This window comes from Aquimarina brevivitae, assembly GCF_004216895.1.
GTDB classification, from domain to species: domain Bacteria; phylum Bacteroidota; class Bacteroidia; order Flavobacteriales; family Flavobacteriaceae; genus Aquimarina; species Aquimarina brevivitae.
Map to the genome: position 1 here is coordinate 139,080 of NZ_SGXE01000006.1, position 18,220 is coordinate 157,299.

Sequence of the window (18,220 nt, forward strand, 5' to 3'; positions counted from 1 at the left end):
TTTTTGATACGTTTTATTGTTTTAACTTTGCTGACAATATTAACAATTTCTATGCCCTTTTCCTCATAATGAGCTCACAAAAAATATACATACTAGCCATAGAATCATCCTGCGATGACACCAGTGCAGCTGTGTTATGTAATGACGTGGTTTTATCTAATGTTGTTGCATCACAAAAAATACACGAATTGTATGGAGGTGTAGTGCCGGAGTTAGCTTCAAGAGCTCATCAACAGAATATTGTCCCGGTTATTGATCAGGCGCTGAAACAAGCTAAAGTTAAGAAAGAAGATTTACAAGCCATTGCATTTACGCGAGGACCTGGTTTAATGGGTTCCTTATTAGTAGGTACTTCTTTTGCAAAATCCTTAGCCCTAGCATTGGATATTCCTCTTATTGATGTTAATCATATGCAAGCCCATATCTTAGCTCACTTTATTAAAGAGCAGGAGTATCCAGTACCAGAATTTCCTTTTTTAGCCTTGACCATCAGCGGTGGCCATACTCAAATTGTAAAGGTTACTGATTATTTTGATATGGAAGTCATTGGCGAAACTATTGACGATGCAGTCGGTGAAGCCTTTGACAAAAGTGCCAAAATTTTAGGATTACCATATCCCGGTGGACCTCTGATTGATAAATATGCACAACATGGAGATCCCAAGGCATTTCCCTTTCCTAAACCCAAAGTAAAAGAATTGAATTTTAGCTTTAGCGGTCTTAAAACAGCTATTCTTTACTTTATTCAAAAAGAAGTGGATCAAAACCCTAGTTTTATTGAAGAGCATCTCCACGATATTTGTGCATCAATTCAATATACTATTGTCAACATTTTAGTGGACAAACTTAAAAAAGCGGTAAAACACACTGGTATAAAATCTATAGCCATAGGTGGTGGGGTATCCGCGAATTCTGCAATACGAAAAGCACTAAAGGAAGGAGAACAAAAATATGGCTGGCAAACTTTTATACCAAAATTTGAATATACTACAGATAATGCCGCTATGATAGGAATTGTAGGTTACTTAAAATATTTACAACAAGATTTTTCGGATATTAGTATTGTCGCCAAAGCTAGAATAAAAATATAATGCAACTCTTTTATAATCCAGATATACACGCCAGCCAGTCAGAGGTCACTTTTGATAGAGAGGAGAGCAAGCATATTGTAAAAGTGCTCAGAAAGAAAATAGATGATATACTCTATATTACTAACGGTAGAGGTGATTTGTTTTTGGTCCAGGTAATAGACCCAAATATCAATAAGTGTAGCACAAAGATCATTTCCAAAGAAAAGAAACCACAACGCTCTTACCACGTTCATCTCGCTGTTGCACCCACTAAAATGAACGATCGGTTCGAGTGGTTTTTAGAAAAAGCTACAGAAATTGGTATTGATGAAATTAGTCCAATAATTTGCGATCACAGTGAGCGCAAAGTGATCAAAGAAGAGCGGTTTGAGCGTATATTACAAAGTGCTATGAAACAATCTTTGCAAACCTATTTGCCTAAATTAAACAAAGTACAATCCTTCTCAGAGTTTATGGCAAAAGATGTTAAGGGACAACGCTTTATTGCACATTGTGAAGAGACCCAGAAAAAAACCTTTAAACAAGTATTGGAAAAAGACAAGGATCTTGTTTTATTAATTGGTCCGGAAGGTGATTTCTCTGCAAACGAAATTCAACTCGCATTAGAACAAGAATACTTACCAGTCTCATTAGGAGAAACACGATTACGAACAGAAACTGCCGCTATAGTTGGTGTGCACACCGTTGCATTGTTGAATGAATAGGATTATAGCTTAGATTTTTTATCAAAAGCTATAACTTACTAGTTATTTACTTTTACTTTGCTTTAGCATAATACACTGCCTCTACGAAAAATTTAGCAGCTTCATCATCATTTTTTGAGGCCTTTAGTTCTTTTATTACGCCTCCAACGATCAATTCTTCTTCTGGTAAATGAGCACCCTTAGCGTGAGCCAAGGTAAATTTTTCATCAGTTTCTGATCGAATTTCATACACCTCATACTGATCAATTATGGGAATCATAGAAAATGTAGTCACACTACCTGTCATGATGGGAACCATAATAAAACCATTAAAATCGGATTTGGATTCTATTTGTTTTGGAGTTCCCTTGATCATTACATTTTTTCCTAACTCCATAGCAGTAGTAGGTAAACAATTAAGAATCGCCTCTACTTTGTGATCCCCAAAAGATTGTTTTAAACTATCCTCCAAATTAGCAATTATTGAAGTTTTCTGATCAGCAGACAACTTACACATCGCCATCTGTAGGTATAATACCATTTTTTGTTTATCGCTAAAAATACCTGCTACTTTTGCTAACTCAGCACTGCTAATTACCCCGTCATCAGCTTTTGTCCACAGGTTATAAAATCTACCTCCGTTATCAAGTTCTTTCATTGCCTCGTCTACGCTCTGGTATGGCTCAACTAATTTCATTTGTGTAATTTTGGTATAATATAATGAAGTATTTTAATACTTCTAAGGCAATAATTTAGACGCTCAATAATTTTTGGTAATGCTAAAATGCAATATCTTATCTAAAAAGCTTTGTTAACAGGAGGATAAACTACTATGCCGTCTACATTATTTTAGTATTTTTGACATTAATTGAAACTGCATGCTACTACGTAAACTGGTTCTATATTGTATACTATTGTTTGGGTTAACTACAACAGCGCAAGAAATTGCGGTACTGCATTATAATGGTGGCGGTGATTGGTACAGTAACCCTACTGCCCTACCCAACTTGATTAATTTTTGTAATCAAAATATAAACACCCGTATTGACGCCGACCCTGCCACAGTAAAACCTGAAAGTACTGATATATTTCAATTTCCTTATATCCATATGACTGGCCACGGCAATGTCTTTTTTACCGAACAAGATATCGAGAATTTAAGAAATTACCTTTTGAGTGGTGGTTTTTTGCATATTGATGATAATTATGGAATGGAGCCTTACGTAAAAAGAGAACTCAAAAAAGTATTTCCGGATAAAGAGCTGGAAGAATTGTCTGTTGATCATCCTATTTTTTCTGTATTTTTTAAATTCCCCAATGGACTCCCTAAGATACACGAACACGATGGCAATCGACCACAGGCATTAGGATTATATCACGAGGACCGCTTGATCCTTTTATTTACTTTTGAAAGTGATTTAGGGGATGGTTGGGAAAATCAAGAAGTTCATAATGATCCGGAGCAAGTTCGCCTGCAAGCCTTAAAGATGGGTGCTAATATTATCAAATACGCTTTCGAGAATTAATGAATACCCAACTTCACCACAATAATACCGAATTTGTTAAAAAACATTTTCCTATAACGATTTTGTGTGACCGGGTCAATAGCCCAGCTAACATTGGTAGTATCTTCAGGGTTGCAGACAGTTTTGGAGTGGAACAAATTTTATTTTGTGGTAAAAACCTAACAATAATAAGCAAAAGAATGATTCGTACTGCAAGGTCTACGCACCAAATAGTACCGCATCAGATTCATGAAAATAGCGTCAATACCCTTAAGACTTTAAAAGAAAACGGATACTACATCGTCGCCTTGGAAATTACCCAAAACAGTACTCCGATACAACAGCTGCGATTGCCCAAATTGTCTAAAATTGCACTTATCATTGGTGAAGAAAACTTTGGCATTGCTGAAGATTTACTACAACTGGCAGACTGTATAACACATATTAATATGTATGGCAATAACAGTAGTATGAATGTCGCTACTGCGACGGGTATAGCCTTATACGAACTGACAAATCAACTAACCTGAGGTGGTGAAAACCTATTAGGTTCTTTTTTAAACCCTAACCTATTAATAAATTTAAAAGAATACTTACCTTAGATTATAATTTAAAGTATAAATGAGCAAACACAAGCAAGTCACTTCAAAAGCCATTGCCTATGGAATCTTAAAAGCTGTAGGAATCATTACAGGTATCGTATTGCTACTCTTTTTTTTGTATAAGATACAATCCGTTATCATTTATTTAGCTTTCGCTTCTGTAATTTCATTAATGGGAAGACCTTTGGCAGTTTTCTTTAAAAAAAGATTGAAATTTAATGACACCTCTGCTGCTGTCTGCACCCTTGTAATCATTGGGTTGATTTTTACAGGTTTCTTTACCTTATTTATACCTATAGTCATAGAACAGGCTCAGGTGGTTGGCGAAATAAACCTTAAAAACTTTGGAGACGATATTGAACAATTAAATCGACAGGCAAGTGCGTATTTTAATTTTGGAGAAGTTTCTTTTGTGGAATTAATGCGAAGATCTGATCTGATCGATTTTATTAACTTTAGATCCATACCAGATACCATTAATTCTTTTTTGGATATTTTTGGATCGGTTGTTATAGGAGTATTTTCAATACTTTTCATTTCCTTCTTTTTACTCAAAGACAGCAAATTACTAGAAGGAAGTTTAGTTGCCCTAGTGCCTAAAACGGATGAATTACGATTCAAGAACGCTTTTAATAAGATTAAAAGATTACTATCTCGCTATTTTGTGGGTTTATTGCTTCAGATCACTATTATTTTTGTGTTATACACCATCCTGCTCCTAGTTTTTGGAATCAAAAACGCAATCGCCATAGCACTGATAGCTGCCATTTTTAATATCATACCTTATATCGGTCCTCTTGCCGGAGGACTTTTTATTGTTGTACTGGTTACAACGAGTAACCTGGGTATGGATTTTTCTACCTTTATATTACCCAAACTTATTTATATTGTTGTGGGCTATATGTTCGTACAACTTATTGATAATTTCATAAATCAACCTGTTATTTTTGGAAATAGCGTGCGCTCCCATCCGCTAGAGATTTTCCTAATCATCATAATTGGTGGATTATTATTCGGGATTGGTGGTATGATTGTAGCTATACCTACCTATACAGCTTTAAAAGTGATCGCCAAAGAGTTTTTATCTGAGTATAAAGTGGTAAAAAAATTGACCAAAGATATTTAGTGAATCCTCGATTACTACATAAAGAAGTACAGGAATATATAACAAATCAAGTTGAAGATTCCATAGATCTCAATAAAGTTATACTTGCCGGGAGTCCTTTTGAAAATATTACCGTTCAAGAACTTGCCCAACAAATGCAAGGTAAAAAAATTGCAAAGCAAAAATTCCCTGAGCTTTATCACACCAATACTATCTATTATCCTCCAAAATTAAACTTAGAACAAACTTCGTCACAATCCACTGCATTATTTAAAAGTGAATTGGTCTCCGGTAAAAAACTCATTGACATTACAGGGGGCTTGGGAATCGATAGTTATTTCTTTTCCAAAAAAGTTACAGAGGTTATTCACTGTGAGCTTCATACTGAATTGAGCACAATAGCAAAACACAATTTTGAGGTTCTGGGTGCAAAAAACATCAAAGCAAAAAACAAGGATGGGTTACAGGAGTTAGAAAAAGAATTAAATCTCGATTGGATTTATATTGATCCATCAAGAAGGAACGAAACAAAAGGCAAGGTGTTCTTTCTACGGGATTGTATCCCTAATGTGCCGGTACATTTATCATATTTGTTTTCAAAAGCCGATAACATCTTACTAAAAACAGCTCCGTTATTGGATATCAAAGCTGGGATTGAAGAACTAGCGCAAATAGCATCCATTTATGTAGTAGCTCTAAACAATGAAGTCAAGGAGCTGTTATGGGTGTTAAAAAAGGACTTCGATGCTGAGATGCAAATTACAGCAGTGAATATTACAAATAAGGATGTACACAGCTATACCTTTGATCCTAATACGGAAAAATCAATTGAACCTGAATTCGGCTTACCCGAGACCTTTCTCTACGAACCCAATGCAGCTATTATGAAAGCAGGAGCCTTTTCAAGTATTGGTAGAAGCTATGCATTAAGAAAACTGCACCAACATTCGCATTTGTACACTAACCAAAAATTAATCCAAGAATTCCCTGGTCGTATTTTTAAAATTAACAAAGTTGTTCCTTATCAAAAAAAGCATATTCAACAGCTGAATGTTCAAAAATCGAATATAACTACACGTAATTTTCCGCTACCAGTTGCACAACTAAGAAAGAAATTAAAAATTAAAGAGGGAGGTACTGATTATTTATTTTTCACCACTAATATGGATAATCAAAAAATTGTAATTCACTGCCATAAACACTAAAGTATTTACAATTCTTCATTACTGAAAAACACCTGATTTTCTATAGCGAAGATGACTAAGCCAGCTATGTTTTTAGATCCTGTTTTTAGCAAAAGATTATTACGGTGTCCTTCTACCGTTCTGGGACTTATAAAAAGCGTATCCGCAATTTCGGCCGTAGTTTTCTGCTGACAAATTTGTTTCAATACTTCGCGCTCGCGGCGGGTTAAAAAGTCATCACTTGTATTTTTATGTTTATTACTTTTAAGTGAGGACTCCTCCAATATTTTCATCACATTTTTATCATAATAAAAACCTTTTATGGCTACCTGATTTATGGTATGTATCACTTCCTGTGGAGCAGCATTTTTGGCCAGGTAAGCCACAGCCCCCTGATCTATCATATTCTTTATAAAAGGTTTAGAGTAATAGCTTGTTAAGGCTATTATCTTGATTTTTGGGTATTGTTTTCTAATCAGTTTGGTCGCCTCTACTCCATTGAGATCAGGCATTTTAAGATCCATCAAGATGATTTCAGGTAAAGTTCCGGTTTCCAATTGTTTTAATAGATCATTACCGTTTTCTGCTTGTAGCGTTATCTGTATGTTGGGCTCTTTGGACAATACCATAACAAGGCCTTGTCTAAATAAGGTTTCATCATCTGCAATGGCTAATATGATATCTTTTTTCATGAGTACGTGTCTATTAGTTACGAATGAGTAATTGAAATATTAAATTCAGCACCCTGACCCGGAGTACTGTGATAATCTATTGAACCTTCCAATATCTCAACCCTACTTTCTATATTTTTTAATCCTATTCCTTTATTCTTGCCTACTAAATTGATATCAAACCCAGTACCATTATCCACATAGTGTAAACTTAAAACATCTGTGTCTGTAATTGTTAAATCTACAGATGAGGCTTTACCGTGGCGTACTGAATTATTTAGTAATTCCTGAAGTATTCTAAAAAGATGCAGCTCATCATTTTTTGATAATGAGTCCTGGTAGCTGATATCATAACTGACTGTCACCTTTTTACTACTGCTAAACTCATCGCAAAGCTCTTCTATTGCTGCTTGTAGTCCAAAATTTTCTAAAATTGGAGGCAGTAAATTGTGAGCTAATCTGCGAGAACTCTCTAAAGTATTTGTGGTAATGTCCAAGATCCGATGGAGCGTTTCTTTTTCCTCTTCCTGTTCTATCTGCCCATCGATAAGCACGTTTGTACTCAAGCTTACTACATTTAATTTTGAACTAATTGCGTCGTGTAAATCCTGTGCAATACGTTTACGTTCCTTTTCTTGAGTTTCGATAGTGGTATGCAACAATTCCTTTTGGTATGCCAAAGCGAGGGTTGCTTTTTCTAACTCTGCATTACTTATCTTTTTTCTCGAAAAGAAAAAAAACAATATCAATGCTCCGGCCATAACTAAAAGCACCAATATTGCAATCAAAATTATGACGATGATTTGAGCATCTTCTTGTAATATATCTTTCTCCATTCGATAAGAATTAGAATTTGAAATATAAGGTATAAAACTGCATTTAATTTCAATAGCAAAAGATAGGATTCTTTAGGGATATTTAGGTTAAATACCAGGTTTCCTGAAGCAAAAATCAGCGTGCTACTTACCAAGTACAGTAAAAGTCCAATATTGACCACTAAAAGATCAGGATCTTTTTGATTAACCGTTGTAAACAAGTACGCAATGCAATAAATGGTCAGTATGGCCTGTGTTGAACTTAAACCAATCACATTGTATTTGGTTAATAACTCTGGGTTGTTGCTGTATTGCAACATCAACAGGAATACTACCAGTCCTCCTATCACCAAAATAGGTTTAAAATTAAGCAACTTTTGATAAAGCAAACTCAACATAATAAACTGAAAAACCAAGTAGATATTGGAAAGGAATAAGTTAGGAAGGTGTAATACAGGACCTAAAACATTATTCAAAACCTGGATAATAAGAACACCTATCAAATAAATGGTAAAAAATGTAAAGACCTTGCCCTGTCTGGGCAAGATCTTTATATATAGTATTGCATTAACAAGCAATAAAAAAGTGGCTACATAACCAAAGCCCTTGATAAAATCCATAGTACTTAGCTTAGTGGACTATCCGGATCACAAACCGGTGGACAGGGTGTAGTTAAGTCAAAAATACCACTAGAGGTATTACCACTACCCACAGTTCTTGCCTGTTGATTATCTTTACCATCTATTTTACCATCAATAATATCGCGATAGATCCCCTGTTTATCTTTTTCTGTTCCTACAAAAATCATTTTATTTGTACTTCCATCGACACCAAGATACCCTCTTATATTGGCTTCTAAACGATTAGCAGTAGCTTGTGCCTGTGCTGCAGTTGCATCATCTAAAACACCGATTTCATTGAGTATTTCTACAAAATCTGCTGCAGGGATTAAAAACGCCTTAGCTGCATTGGGGTGTTGAGATCGCCAAGCTGTAGTCCAATCAATGGCTGTTTGTTTATCAATAATGTTTTCGTTGTTTGGATTCATTGTGTAATATGTTTTAGTTTTAAAGCTTAAAAATAGAATAAATATCTTGTTCTTCTTTCTATTTTACGATACAATACGCAATGAACCACGGAAAAATAATTCATCATTAAAAATGAGAATGCCCAAACAAGTCTAATAAAAACTTATCTGGGCATTCTACTAAATTGCTTTTATATTTCGCGCTTACTTGACTTCGTCAATATCATCTTTGACGATAAAGAAATCTTTATAAGCATCGTCAATGTAATAGTCTTTTTCTAAAATTGAATAATTCATTACATTTCCTCTTACCTTGATATCAAATCCTACTTCGCTGGCTTCAATTACAAAATCATCATCAGCATCTTTTACATAGGATAATTCAATATACTTATCATAGGTTTTATCATAATCAGAGTTAATCCAAATGGATTTTGTCACCATCTCATCAGCATTCGCTACTCTGTCTTGATTTAATTTATTCTTATCTTTCTTCTTTAGTTTTACAGGTTGCATTACCTTATTTTTAATTTTTACTTTAAACGGTATGGTAATATCTCCTTTTTCAACTTCGTAAGTCTTTACTATCGTTTTCTTTGACACCTCTGTTGGATTTTTTTGAGCTGAAATAGTAAGTGGAAGAATAAAAATTAGTGCTAAGAAAATAGATTTAATATTTTTCATTGCGTGGTTTTTTAAAGTTAGTGTAATAGTTAGTTAATTTTAGATCATATAGCCATTAGGTAATGACTAGTTGGCACTAATCTTATTGTTACGCTCTTTCATAGTTTCTAACTTTTTTTCTAGCGAGGTAATAACATCATCTGCCTTCATACTCATATCATCTACTAATCCATCTAAATCCTTCTGGAATTGTTTTTTCTCAGATGTAAATCTTGAAGTTAATTCGTCACTAATAGTAGTGGCACGATCTGAAATTTCATCTCTAGCTTTTAGCGCAGAATCTTGTATTTTTTCACGAGTTTTACTTCCTTTATCTGGCGCGAACAATATTCCTAAAGTTGCTCCTACTGCGGTTCCGGCTAATACTCCTAATAAAGTGTTTGTTGTGTTTGACATTTGTTATAAATTTTTAATTAGACTTGTTGTTTGTTCACTTAAGAACTATTATTAAGATAACGTCTACATTAAAAATGTCAACTGATTTAACGGGGTTTAACCCTAATTAAGAAGCTTTAACGAAAGAAAGTGTTAATAACAAGGGTAAATGTTAAAATACATCAGTGTTCTCCATAAACCCTTTGATAAATTGTTTGAGTTCTTTATCCTCAACCTTATCAATATGGGACAACAAAAATGATTTATCTTCATCAATGTTTTTGTAATACCCAGCAATTTTAGGAGCATTCGCTTGTACACTAAGTCGAATCATACGCAGTTCAATATTATCCTTTGCCTTGGAGATGGCTTTATCAATTTGTTTTTTACCCTTATTAAAATCTCCAATTTTAGAAAAAATATTATTTGCAAAAGATGCATTAACCGCTAAGGCTACTCCATAATACCCTTGCATCAAAGGAGTTTTTGTTTCTTGATAAGCACGTTCTGTAAGTTCCAAAAAACTGTCTGACTTTAATTCAGAACTACTCGCATTCTTAAACCCCTCTCTAATCGCTTCCATATCTTGTGCATATAAATTGTGCGTCATAATCATTATCATCAATAGCAAACTGCCAAAAACTCTCATCCCTTCTTATTTTTCATATGAAACTTTAACTAAAAGATAATTCTTTTTCCCATCAAAAACCTCAAAAATGCGTGATCCATCGGACAGCGAAGCGTGTTTACTCAGCTCTATATTATCTAGCCTGGCATTTCTAATATCACTACCCGTTAATATCGCTTCTTTAGAAACCTCACCCGTATTATCATTTATAATATAAGCGGTCATATAGTTAAATTCTTTTTTACCGTCATAATAACGTTGTGGATTTTCTGCAAAAGAACGTTTTAAGTTAACGAAGTCATCAATATAAAATAAATAGTGTTTCCCTTCTTTAAAGAGATTGATATACGACATACTTCGTTTACCTACAGCACCTATTTGGTCTTTGGGTAATAAGTGCATCCAATTTATAGTTCCTTGATCAGACATTTGCAATGCAAGGATGTCGCGATAATAATATTTATAAGTTGTTCTGGAGCCAGAGGAGCTTGAAGTGGTAAATACCTCAACATATCGCTGCTCACCAAATATATTTACGTTAGACCCACTGAATACAATCTCATTGACTTTAAGATTCTCAAAATCCATTTTTTCATCTTTATCCTGTGTGCCTTCTGCAATTCGGGCTTCGCGTTCAGCTAACAATTGTTGTACTTTTTCTGCAGGGAAGTTAGCGGGTTTCGTAGCGCTGATCTTTCCGGTATTGTCAACAGGAGCAATAAAAGCACCACTACTCTCTTTTTTATTGGCATTATCGGCATAAAAACCAGCAATAAGGACTTTTCCCTTATTTTCTTCAATAACGGCGTCGGTAACCGACTTTCCATTTAAGGTCAACTGACTTTCTACAATATCTTTTTCATCCCCTGTTATTTTGTACAATACCGTATTATAGGTAGCTTCCATTTTGTTTTTGTCGGCGTCTTTGGAATTAAAAACAGAAGCTGTCATATAAAAGTCACCATTATTGGCCACCATAAAATCTTCATATTCCATCCGACCACTAGCCGTCGGCATCGTCACTTTTCTACTCCATATCTTAGCTAGCGAAGTGCTATACACGCTGATCCCAATTTTATCTGCTCGATCATCATCAGTTTTGATTCTAAAAACCACCACTACTCTAGAGCCATCGCGAGATTTTTTGATTCCAAATTTGTTGATCCTACCACCCGCATCAAACCCATAGGTACTTTTAAAACCAAAATCATTCGTAATATTTTCTTTATCGCTACCAACCAAAATGGGTTGTTCTGCAACAATTTTAGAAAATGCTATTTTTTGTGCATACAATTTATCACCATTGGTATAAAAAGAGACCACTTTATCCCCCAATAACATAGCGGTTTGAAAATCCCCTTTGTCCTCAATAGTTTGACGTTTTTTTATATCTTCTTTTAAATCCTTTAAGGCAAAGCGCTGTACTACGATATCTTTTCGATCCTTTTTTAGGGACACAACATAATCCCCAGAAGCAAATAAATAGGAATTTAAGTTTTTAATCCTTTTATATTTTTCTCCTGTCTTAAAATTAAAATCCTCAAGCAATACAGGTTTCTGTGCTGTTGCAAGGTGAGAAAATCCAATAAAAAGTAAACCGAATAGTAAACTATTAAAGTGTTTGGCCAATGTACAAGTAGTCATATTAACTATTTTTTTAGGGTCTGTTTTGACAAAGATAAGATTCTTATGAAACAAATAACCATACGATATATGCATATGGTTTAACATTAAAAATATAATTTATTTAAAAGAAAAAAACTGATTTTCAAAAAATTATAAACCGATCTGGATTTATTCTAAAATTATGCCAAAAAAATGTTGCATTGTAGTCTCATAAAAACTACATTTGCATCCGCATTTGAAAACATAGTGCGAAGTTCTTAGAAAGATCTTAAAGGAGAGGTGCCAGAGTGGTAATGGAGCAGATTGCTAATCTGTCGACGCGCAAGTGTCGCCGGGGTTCGAATCCCCGTCTCTCCGCAGATTTTTCGGGGTGTAGCGTAGCCCGGTCATCGCGCCTGCTTTGGGAGCAGGAGGTCGCAGGTTCGAATCCTGCCACCCCGACAAATAAAGTGTGGAGTTTTTGTAGAAAGCTTGCTTTCTTAAGAAAACGAGAGATTTATTTGAAAATTAAAGTTTACTTTAATTTGGTAATAGCTCTTCAGGATCAAGTTATTAATCCTGCCACCCCGACAAATAAAGGATGGAGTTTTTTACTTCTTACTTTAACATTATGGAAAGTATCCAGGTCGCGTAGCTCAGCTGGATAGAGCATCTGCCTTCTAAGCAGACGGTCACAGGTTCGAATCCTGTCGCGATCACTTAAGAACGAAAAGTCTGCAAAATTGCAGACTTTTTTAGTTGGATGAGATTTGAACGTGTTCAAGCATCGAAATACAACTAAAAAGGTGCAAATCTATGATTTGTTACTTTTCATTTAGACTACGGAGCTCAAAGGAAAACCGGAGGTAATCCTATTGAAGTACTCTTTTAGCAGAATGAGATTTGCACTTGTTCAAGCATCGAAATACAACTAAAAAGGTGCAAATCTATTATTTGTTACTTTTCATTTAGACTACGGAGCTCAAAGGAACACCGGAGGTAATCCTATTGAAGTACTCTTTTAGCAGAATGAGATTTGAACGTGTTCAAAAATCGAAATACAACTAAAAAGGTGCAAATCTATGATTTGTTACTTTTCATTTAGACTACGGAGCACAAAGGAAAACCGGAGGTAATCCCTATAAAAACCACAAAAAGCCTTGCAGTTGCAGGGCTTTTTTGTTTAGAAAATTTGCTCGCTGAAAAATTTCTATCTTTATCCAATATAAAGTATCCTATATAGTTACAAACGACTATAATCGTTTGAACGAATTAAATATAATGGAGATAAACACACCGGTGTGTTTATTCCTACGTTGGCAAACATTTGATGAAATATATAGTCTATAAAAATAATATTGATAAAGGAGGTGGCTCTTGTTCATCCGAATCTGAATTAACAGTTTACTTGAACCCTTTTATTCAAAAGTTTAATCACAGATATAACAAAAACATAGGCTTTTTTGCAGAAGAAGTACTTCAAGGAGAGAATTTAATTATAGCTAAAGAGATAATTGAATCTGAACTAACTGACTTAATTGAAAACTATCATACTGATGCTGACCCAAACGGATTTGGAAGAAGTGCGCTAAAGGTAGACATACTTGGAGAAGAAAGAATTTTAGACCATTTTAGTTGTAAGCTTGACCAAATTATATACTCACTCAATGGATTACTCGAATTTTTCAATCGTACTATAGAAAATAATGGAAAAGTAGAAATATACGGACTTGGACACATTGATGTATTGGATTGTAATCTAATTTGGGAACTGAAAAAAATAATAAGAGAAACTGGTCATTGTAAAGTAAAAAAACTAAAGAAAGAAATTGAATACCTTTTCCATATAGATGGAATAATAAAGCGAAACCCTAATGTAATAGATGAACGTCTGAAAAAATTAAACAAGCATAGTTTCATTATTATTTCAGATAATATAATTGAATTAACAAAAAAGGGAAAAGTGGTAGATGTTTGGACAAACTATATTGAAAAAACCGTAACCATTGAGAAAGAAGAATTAAAAAAACGATTTGCCAACAATGGCTATAAGTAATTGCTTGTACTCGCCTACTTCTGAAAATCCTTGCGGATTTTCAGTTTGGAGTGTACTTGCAAAGTTAAGTGCTAAACCACGCAACTACTCATAGCCGGAGACGTTGTACGCAAGCAGAAAAAATACTCAGAATTGATTAAAAAGATAATACTCGGAATATTAGCATTTGGAATCGGATTTGGAATCGCATTGTATACCGAATCTTTTTTTCGTGAAATAATTCAAGATATTTTTAAGTGGTCAACGTCTGATAAAATCAAATTTGTCGGAAAGAATATTTATATCTTCTCTGACAAAACATATTGTATAGCATTGGGAATAATGCCTTTGATTTTGACGCTCGAGAATCTGAATAAAAAGCCAACTGAATTTCTAAAAAACGGAATTATTTGCTTAATGGTTTTTGGAATTTCTTTAATCGGAATTTCTGCTATCGATGCGAATATCAAAGTTGTGGAATGCACAGCTTGTGATGATGGAATTAGAAAATTACATTGGAACGGAATAAATTACGGACTGATTATAGGTTCAAGTGCTATTATTTCAATTATTCCAAGTCTGATAAGAATAATAAAACGGACAAAAAAAGCCAGCGTACAACAACATATATGATGTCATAGCAGCAAAGTGATCAATCCAATGGTTCTTGAATTTTTGGTAAGGCGCAATGCTTGCAGAAAATGAAAGTTAGCAACCAGTGCGCAGAACTATCGAAAAGCAAAGTAACATTTTGCCCTGCTACAACACATATATTAAACGTTGGCAGTAATACCCAAAATGACATAAATTTGAACTTTTTCAGAAACATTATTTTAATATTTGTAATTATCTGCTTCACGAATTGTGCAAGTCGAAATGAATACGGAATTGTAAGACCTAATAAAATAAGATTTTCTAATAAAAATTGTGAAGACGAAAAAGTTTTCGAAAAAATTGACACATCCGTAATATATTTAACTGAATATAAATGGCCTGAAAAGAACGGAATTCACTATAATGGATATAAGTTTTATTCTGATAACAAAGTTGCATTTTTCATTGATATTAAAATTGATAGCGGTGATGCATTAAATCCAAAAAAGGCGCAAATGGGATTTTACTCAACCTGTTCTGAAATTAATAATATTCAAATTGCTTATCATCACGTACAATCTGGAATATTTAAATCAAAAAAAGAATTTGAAATAATAAGCGATACTTTAATCGTTAAAACCCTAAAAAGTCCACAAGCATCATACGGAATTGAAAAATATTATAAACGAAAATTGACAACTAACGAATTAATTTACAAACCTGATTGGTAAATGAAAAAAGTACTACTGCCAACACCGTGTATAGCTCATTGCGGCTGAATTCCTAATCGGAATTCATTGCAATTTGCTATCTTTCGGTTACGGCGGAAAATCATAGCTGATTTCCCGCAACGTGCCATACACAAAACCGTTAGCAATAATAAATTATAACTCTATTGATTCGTAATAAAACAACATTAGTATTTGGAATATTAATTACACTTCAATCTTGTGTTAGTACGAAATTCGATTGTACTGATAAAAAAGCTTGCAAGAAAATAGAATATCATTTGGAGGTTATTTCAAATTATCTTTTTTATTCTAAGGAGAATGTTGAATCAGTAGTTACTTCTGCTGAGTTTATGGAAAAAATTTCTGGACATGATTCGGAAGCTGATTATGAATTCTCAGGAAAATCGCCTCCAACTATAAATGATTATGATACATGGACAGCTTGGTATACTGCAAATTATAATAATCTGAGATACAATAGAAGGATGAAGAAAGTTTACCAAATAAAACCTGAATAAGATATAAATTTAACGGATTAAAAAAATATTGCTAACACGATATATGTGCCATAGCAGCAAAGTGATCTATCGAATGGTTGTTGTATTTTAGTAAGGCGCAATGCTTGCAAAAAGTAAGCCCAATAGCTATCGGGAAGCAACCAATGCGTAGAAAAATCAAAAAGCAAGATAACATTTTGCCCTGCTACGACACATATATTAAACGTTGGCAACAATTTGAGAAAACAATAATGCTGAAAACAAAAAACATTTTTTTAGATGCCGAAATATTTGTTGGAAGCGGATATTTTCACAACGCTAAGCTAATTGAATTAGCAAAACACGGTGGAAACGAAGATGTAACTTTATATCTTACTGAAATTACGGTAAATGAAATTCGTAGTAATATAAAAGAAGATATAAATACTGTTATACATCAAGTAAATGAATTCAAGAAAAAAGTTCACCGAAATGGTAGAATCCTAAAAAAGATTGAAGGGTTTAAAGAATATATTGAGCTGCCAAAAATAGACTCTAAAACTGATTTCAATAAGATTAACCAATCACTAAATGATTTTATAGAAAAAGGAAAAGTAAAACTTATTCCGTATCAAGGTATTGAGTTAAAAAACATTTTAGATAAATATTTCAATCGTGAAAAACCATTTGGAGACGGAAAGAAAAAATATGAATTCCCAGACGCAATAGTTATTGAATCTATTGAAAAGTGGTGTTTTGATAACAATGAAAAAATATACGTAATTAGTGGTGATTCTGATTTATCAGATTATACTTCCGACAATATTTATCCATTAAATAAAGTTTCGACTATCTTAAACCTTATCAATCGAGAAATAAATGTAAATCAAGCAAAACTTGAATGGATTGACAAAATTTATAATGATAATCTAGGTTTAATTGAATTAAAAATTGCGAAAAGATTTACCGAAAAATTTATAGATGAAATATCGTTTGAATTAGATGTTTCAGATGTCCAAGTTGAGAGTTTAAGGTTTTTTGATTATTCTATTATCCGTCAAGATGAAGGAGATATTATATTGCAAATGGATGTCGATATTGATTTCTCTTGTTCAATTTCATATACTAAACGCACGTGGGAAGATTTTGAAAGAAAACATGCAAATATTGATAAAGCAACTACAATAACTGTTGAATTAGAATTTGAGGCTTATTTTGAGGATAAAGAGCATAATCAAGATATAAGCATTCATTGTATTTATACAAGTATCCCTAGTGAAGAAGATGTAGAAGATTGGATTGACGGACTTGATTATGATTAAAAAACTGTTGCCAACACGGTGTATAAAACATAGCTAATAAGTGCTTAACCGAAAGGTTTGTGTATATTTAGAAAGTCCGCCTAATTTTTAATTTGGCTTTTAAAATTGATAAGTTAATAACAAAATATAAAATTCGGCTCTGTGTTAACCCGAAAAGTTGGTGTGTTTTTCTGCAACACTTTTCATATGGAAATCCGTTACCAGTAATTTGAATGAAACAAACTCTATTCATAATATCAATCTTTTTCACTCTGAACTTATTTGGACAAAAATCAGATATAGAGAATTTGATTAATCAAGTTGCTAATTACGAAATCCCTGAAAATTTTGAGTACTATTTTTTAGTACCTAAAAGTCTAGAACAAGAAAAGATAGATGACTCATTACAAAATTATCAAATTCGAGAATTAAAAATGGTTGACAAGGACTTTCCAGAAAACTTTATTTATGCACAACCACAGAATGAAACTGTTAACTGGAAAAACTATAATCTAAATGAAGCAAAATTAGTTTCCGACGATTATAATTACAATCACATTTTGTCACCACCACAAACAAAAAAAATAAAATTTGTCAAATACAACATTGACCAAAAAAAATATGATAGTCTAATCAAAAATAAAGAGCCATACACATTAATTCTAAAAAAGAAATGGTTGTGGAGTGAAAACAGAATTTGGAGCAATAAAAAACTATATTCGAACTTTGTTGACAGTTGGGAAATGGATGATAAAAACAATCCGGAAGAGACAGTGTATTTTCATTTTTCTAAACCAATATTTTCAGAAAATAAAAAGTATGCAATACTTTCCGTATTTAAAAAAAGACGTTGTAACGGAAATGGATTTACAGGACTTTACAGAAACGACAACGGAATTTGGAAAAAGATAATAGAATTTAATCAAGTGGAATCCAAAACTGTTTCGACACACATAAATTGTGAAGAAATAAAAATGGTTGACTATGAATAAAAAACTACTGGCAACAATGTATCCTATGAAAAGCCTTAGTCCGGTTTCTCTAATTTAATATTTTATTTTTAATTATCTCATAGTGTTGATTTTTAAGTGTTTAAATGTTGGCAAAT

The 18,220-nt window shown here is 33.4% G+C and carries 21 protein-coding genes and 3 tRNA genes; 15 read left to right on the top strand and 9 right to left on the bottom strand.

The window, feature by feature from the left end; genetic code table 11:
- The first annotated feature begins 68 nt into the window (after nt 1–68).
- Nucleotides 69–1,091 (top strand): tRNA (adenosine(37)-N6)-threonylcarbamoyltransferase complex transferase subunit TsaD, encoded by a 1,023-nt coding sequence (gene tsaD / locus EV197_RS15855; protein ID WP_130287783.1) that lies wholly within the window; start codon nt 69–71, stop codon nt 1,089–1,091.
- Nucleotides 1,091–1,795 carry a 16S rRNA (uracil(1498)-N(3))-methyltransferase gene (locus tag EV197_RS15860; RefSeq protein WP_130287784.1) on the top strand — a complete coding sequence of 235 codons (705 nt, stop codon included), beginning with the start codon at nt 1,091–1,093 and terminating at the stop codon, nt 1,793–1,795. The genes tsaD and EV197_RS15860 overlap by 1 nt, the downstream gene beginning before the upstream one ends.
- 52 nt (nt 1,796–1,847) lie before the next feature.
- Here the strand turns inward: EV197_RS15860 and EV197_RS17220 are convergent, their stop codons facing one another.
- Nucleotides 1,848–2,471 (bottom strand): hypothetical protein, encoded by a 624-nt coding sequence (locus EV197_RS17220; protein ID WP_242610756.1) that lies wholly within the window; start codon nt 2,469–2,471, stop codon nt 1,848–1,850.
- Between the two features lie 181 nt (nt 2,472–2,652).
- Here EV197_RS17220 and EV197_RS15875 point away from each other — a divergent pair, with 181 nt between their 5' ends.
- The 4 genes from EV197_RS15875 to EV197_RS15890 all read left to right on the top strand — a co-directional run bounded on the left by EV197_RS15875 (nt 2,653) and on the right by EV197_RS15890 (nt 6,191).
- Entirely contained in the window at nt 2,653–3,300 is a 648-nt protein-coding gene (locus EV197_RS15875; RefSeq protein ID WP_130287785.1) for a DUF4159 domain-containing protein, read from the top strand.
- A complete protein-coding gene (locus EV197_RS15880; protein ID WP_130287786.1) occupies nt 3,300–3,809 on the top strand; it encodes a TrmH family RNA methyltransferase in 510 nt (169 codons plus the stop codon). The genes EV197_RS15875 and EV197_RS15880 overlap by 1 nt, the downstream gene beginning before the upstream one ends.
- 91 nt (nt 3,810–3,900) lie before the next feature.
- Nucleotides 3,901–5,007: an AI-2E family transporter gene (locus EV197_RS15885; protein WP_130287787.1), complete on the top strand. Its 1,107-nt coding sequence runs from the start codon at nt 3,901–3,903 to the stop codon at nt 5,005–5,007.
- Complete coding sequence (locus tag EV197_RS15890; RefSeq protein ID WP_130287788.1) at nt 5,007–6,191, top strand: THUMP-like domain-containing protein; 1,185 nt, start codon at nt 5,007–5,009, stop codon at nt 6,189–6,191. Before EV197_RS15885 ends, EV197_RS15890 begins: the two co-directional genes overlap by 1 nt.
- 5 nt (nt 6,192–6,196) lie before the next feature.
- Here EV197_RS15890 and EV197_RS15895 read toward each other — a convergent pair whose 3' ends face one another.
- The 8 genes from EV197_RS15895 to EV197_RS15930 form a co-directional block, all read right to left on the bottom strand.
- Nucleotides 6,197–6,862, bottom strand: a complete 666-nt coding sequence (locus EV197_RS15895) for a response regulator transcription factor (RefSeq protein WP_130287789.1) — start codon at nt 6,860–6,862, stop codon at nt 6,197–6,199.
- A 17-nt stretch (nt 6,863–6,879) separates the two neighbouring features.
- Nucleotides 6,880–7,677 (bottom strand): sensor histidine kinase, encoded by a 798-nt coding sequence (locus tag EV197_RS15900; protein WP_130287790.1) that lies wholly within the window; start codon nt 7,675–7,677, stop codon nt 6,880–6,882.
- Nucleotides 7,632–8,276: a hypothetical protein gene (locus EV197_RS15905; protein ID WP_130287791.1), complete on the bottom strand. Its 645-nt coding sequence runs from the start codon at nt 8,274–8,276 to the stop codon at nt 7,632–7,634. The genes EV197_RS15900 and EV197_RS15905 overlap by 46 nt, the downstream gene beginning before the upstream one ends.
- Nucleotides 8,277–8,281: 5 nt before the next feature.
- Nucleotides 8,282–8,704, bottom strand: a complete 423-nt coding sequence (locus tag EV197_RS15910) for a hypothetical protein (protein WP_130287792.1) — start codon at nt 8,702–8,704, stop codon at nt 8,282–8,284.
- Nucleotides 8,705–8,887: 183 nt separating this feature from the next.
- Nucleotides 8,888–9,367 carry a hypothetical protein gene (locus EV197_RS15915; RefSeq protein WP_130287793.1) on the bottom strand — a complete coding sequence of 160 codons (480 nt, stop codon included), beginning with the start codon at nt 9,365–9,367 and terminating at the stop codon, nt 8,888–8,890.
- 66 nt (nt 9,368–9,433) lie between these two features.
- A complete protein-coding gene (locus EV197_RS15920) occupies nt 9,434–9,763 on the bottom strand; it encodes a YtxH domain-containing protein (RefSeq protein ID WP_130287794.1) in 330 nt (109 codons plus the stop codon).
- Nucleotides 9,764–9,914: 151 nt separating this feature from the next.
- Complete coding sequence (locus tag EV197_RS15925; RefSeq protein WP_165389072.1) at nt 9,915–10,391, bottom strand: hypothetical protein; 477 nt, start codon at nt 10,389–10,391, stop codon at nt 9,915–9,917.
- A 6-nt stretch (nt 10,392–10,397) separates the two neighbouring features.
- On the bottom strand, nt 10,398–12,014 hold the full coding sequence (locus EV197_RS15930; protein ID WP_130287796.1) for a hypothetical protein: 1,617 nt from the start codon (nt 12,012–12,014) through the stop codon (nt 10,398–10,400).
- Between the two features lie 255 nt (nt 12,015–12,269).
- Between EV197_RS15930 and EV197_RS15935 the strand changes: the two genes are divergently transcribed.
- The 9 genes from EV197_RS15935 (at nt 12,270) to EV197_RS15975 (ending at nt 18,104) form a co-directional block, all read left to right on the top strand.
- Nucleotides 12,270–12,353: transfer RNA gene (locus EV197_RS15935), tRNA-Ser, on the top strand.
- 9 nt (nt 12,354–12,362) lie between these two features.
- Nucleotides 12,363–12,437: transfer RNA gene (locus tag EV197_RS15940), tRNA-Pro, on the top strand.
- Nucleotides 12,438–12,620: 183 nt separating this feature from the next.
- Nucleotides 12,621–12,694: transfer RNA gene (locus EV197_RS15945), tRNA-Arg, on the top strand.
- A 611-nt stretch (nt 12,695–13,305) separates the two neighbouring features.
- On the top strand, nt 13,306–14,031 hold the full coding sequence (locus EV197_RS15950; protein ID WP_130287797.1) for a hypothetical protein: 726 nt from the start codon (nt 13,306–13,308) through the stop codon (nt 14,029–14,031).
- A 132-nt stretch (nt 14,032–14,163) separates the two neighbouring features.
- Complete coding sequence (locus EV197_RS15955) at nt 14,164–14,643, top strand: hypothetical protein (protein ID WP_130287798.1); 480 nt, start codon at nt 14,164–14,166, stop codon at nt 14,641–14,643.
- Between the two features lie 68 nt (nt 14,644–14,711).
- Nucleotides 14,712–15,335: a hypothetical protein gene (locus EV197_RS15960; RefSeq protein WP_130287799.1), complete on the top strand. Its 624-nt coding sequence runs from the start codon at nt 14,712–14,714 to the stop codon at nt 15,333–15,335.
- 164 nt (nt 15,336–15,499) lie between these two features.
- A complete protein-coding gene (locus tag EV197_RS15965) occupies nt 15,500–15,853 on the top strand; it encodes a hypothetical protein (protein WP_130287800.1) in 354 nt (117 codons plus the stop codon).
- Nucleotides 15,854–15,957: 104 nt separating this feature from the next.
- Complete coding sequence (locus EV197_RS15970) at nt 15,958–17,133, top strand: PIN domain-containing protein (RefSeq protein ID WP_130287801.1); 1,176 nt, start codon at nt 15,958–15,960, stop codon at nt 17,131–17,133.
- A gap of 212 nt (nt 17,134–17,345) precedes the next feature.
- The gene (locus EV197_RS15975; protein WP_130287802.1) at nt 17,346–18,104 is read left to right on the top strand and encodes a hypothetical protein; all 759 of its coding nucleotides are present in this window, start codon (nt 17,346–17,348) and stop codon (nt 18,102–18,104) included.
- Nucleotides 18,105–18,220: the final 116 nt, after the last annotated feature.

Bases quoted from the DNA above. Each gene is read 5' to 3' on its own strand.
- EV197_RS15930 (WP_130287796.1), bottom strand. From the start codon at position 12,014: ATGACTACTTGTACATTGGCCAAACACTTTAATAGTTTACTATTCGGT.
- EV197_RS15950 (WP_130287797.1), top strand. From the start codon at position 13,306: ATGAAATATATAGTCTATAAAAATAATATTGATAAAGGAGGTGGCTCT.
- EV197_RS15975 (WP_130287802.1), top strand. From the start codon at position 17,346: ATGAAACAAACTCTATTCATAATATCAATCTTTTTCACTCTGAACTTA.
- EV197_RS15875 (WP_130287785.1), top strand. From the start codon at position 2,653: ATGCTACTACGTAAACTGGTTCTATATTGTATACTATTGTTTGGGTTA.
- EV197_RS15925 (WP_165389072.1), bottom strand. From the start codon at position 10,391: ATGAGAGTTTTTGGCAGTTTGCTATTGATGATAATGATTATGACGCAC.
- EV197_RS15885 (WP_130287787.1), top strand. From the start codon at position 3,901: ATGAGCAAACACAAGCAAGTCACTTCAAAAGCCATTGCCTATGGAATC.
- EV197_RS15895 (WP_130287789.1), bottom strand. From the start codon at position 6,862: ATGAAAAAAGATATCATATTAGCCATTGCAGATGATGAAACCTTATTT.
- tsaD (WP_130287783.1), top strand. From the start codon at position 69: ATGAGCTCACAAAAAATATACATACTAGCCATAGAATCATCCTGCGAT.
- EV197_RS15920 (WP_130287794.1), bottom strand. From the start codon at position 9,763: ATGTCAAACACAACAAACACTTTATTAGGAGTATTAGCCGGAACCGCA.
- EV197_RS15860 (WP_130287784.1), top strand. From the start codon at position 1,091: ATGCAACTCTTTTATAATCCAGATATACACGCCAGCCAGTCAGAGGTC.
- EV197_RS15905 (WP_130287791.1), bottom strand. From the start codon at position 8,276: ATGGATTTTATCAAGGGCTTTGGTTATGTAGCCACTTTTTTATTGCTT.
- EV197_RS15880 (WP_130287786.1), top strand. From the start codon at position 3,300: ATGAATACCCAACTTCACCACAATAATACCGAATTTGTTAAAAAACAT.
- EV197_RS15910 (WP_130287792.1), bottom strand. From the start codon at position 8,704: ATGAATCCAAACAACGAAAACATTATTGATAAACAAACAGCCATTGAT.
- EV197_RS15960 (WP_130287799.1), top strand. From the start codon at position 14,712: ATGAAAGTTAGCAACCAGTGCGCAGAACTATCGAAAAGCAAAGTAACA.
- EV197_RS17220 (WP_242610756.1), bottom strand. From the start codon at position 2,471: ATGAAATTAGTTGAGCCATACCAGAGCGTAGACGAGGCAATGAAAGAA.
- EV197_RS15915 (WP_130287793.1), bottom strand. From the start codon at position 9,367: ATGAAAAATATTAAATCTATTTTCTTAGCACTAATTTTTATTCTTCCA.
- EV197_RS15900 (WP_130287790.1), bottom strand. From the start codon at position 7,677: ATGGAGAAAGATATATTACAAGAAGATGCTCAAATCATCGTCATAATT.